Raw genomic sequence first — 1,314 nt, 5'->3', positions numbered from 1 at the left:
ATGCCCCGTCCTGAAATAGGTTGACACTTTTTCGCCTAACCGAAGAGGTGCCAAGTGGAGCAAGGGATCAAGCGGACGCAGCGGGACTACAGCCTGGCTTTTAAGCTGTCGGTAGTGGCGCAGGTCGAAAAAGGCGAGCTGACGTACAAAGAGGCCCAGCAGCGCTACGGCATCCAGGGGCGCTCGACCGTGCTGGTATGGTTACGCAAGCACGGCTTGCAGGATTGGGCCGACCCATCCGGCCGTGCGCGATCGGGTTCCACCATGCCAAAGCCAGACTCAAAGCCGCTCACACCGGAGCAGCGCATCAAGGAGTTAGAGACGCAGTTGCGAGAGGCGCAGGAGAAAGCCGCGCTGTTCGAGGCGGTGCTCGACGTGATGCGCAAGGACTACGGGATCACCGTAAAAAAGCCTTCGGGCAGGTCGTCGCGCAAAAGCGGATCGAAAAGCTGAGCGTTGAGCGAGCCTGCCGCTACATGGGCATTAGCCGCCAAGCGTATTACAAGCGATGTCGCAGCGAGGAACGGCGCTGCTCGCAAGCCGAAACCGTGACTACGTTGGTGCGCAACGTCCGGCTTCGTCAGCCGAGACTCGGGACGCGAAAACTGCATCACCTGCTCGGGCCTGTGCTGGTCGAGCGCGGCATCAAGCTGGGGCGAGATCGGCTATTCGATGTGCTGCGCGCCGCGCGCATGCTGGTCGTGCCGCACCGGGCGTACCACAAGACGACGCAAAGCCACCATCGCTTCCGGTGTCATCCGAATCTGCTGAAACCCGGGCCGGATCAAATCGTGCCGACCGGGCCCGAACAGGTGTGGGTGGCCGATATCACGTACTTGCCGACTGCTGGCCCGTTTGTATATTTGAGCCTCGTCACGGATGCGTTCTCGCGCAAGATCGTCGGTCATCACGTTCACGACAGCCTGCAGACCGAGCAGGTCAGTCAGGCGCTGAAGAAAGCGTTGCGCAGGCGCCAGACCCGCCAACCATTGATCCATCACTCTGATCGTGGAGTCCAGTACTGCTCGACCTACTATCAGGACATTCATCGGCGTCACGGCCTGCGCTGTTCGATGACGGATGGCTACGATTGCTACCAGAATGCTCTGGCCGAGCGAATCAACGGCATCCTTAAAGGAGAGTTCTTGCTGCAGCGTCCTGCCGACCTCGAGCAGGCGGCCAAGATGGTCGAGCAGTCGGTGCGCATCTACAACCGCGAGCGGCCACACGCTGCTCTGAAATACAAAACGCCCGATGCGGTGCATCGGGCGTTCTAGCGTCCGGATACTGTCAACCTATTCCAGGACTTGACAC

At 60.3% G+C, this 1,314-nt stretch carries 1 protein-coding gene; it reads left to right on the top strand.

Annotation, left to right across the window (positions count from 1 at the left end):
- Positions 1–54 precede the first annotated feature (54 nt).
- A protein-coding gene (locus tag BST28156_RS34500) for an IS3 family transposase (RefSeq protein WP_174904581.1) occupies positions 55–1,277 on the top strand; the annotation gives its coding sequence in 2 pieces (ribosomal slippage) (positions 55–420 and positions 423–1,277; 1,221 coding nt in all).
- Positions 1,278–1,314 lie beyond the last annotated feature (37 nt).

The sequence above is a fragment of the Burkholderia pseudomultivorans genome (assembly GCF_902499075.1).
GTDB classification, from domain to species: Bacteria; Pseudomonadota; Gammaproteobacteria; order Burkholderiales; family Burkholderiaceae; genus Burkholderia; species Burkholderia pseudomultivorans.
Note: the sequence above shows the minus strand (reverse complement) of the source record. Positions and strands in the feature narration are given on the sequence as shown.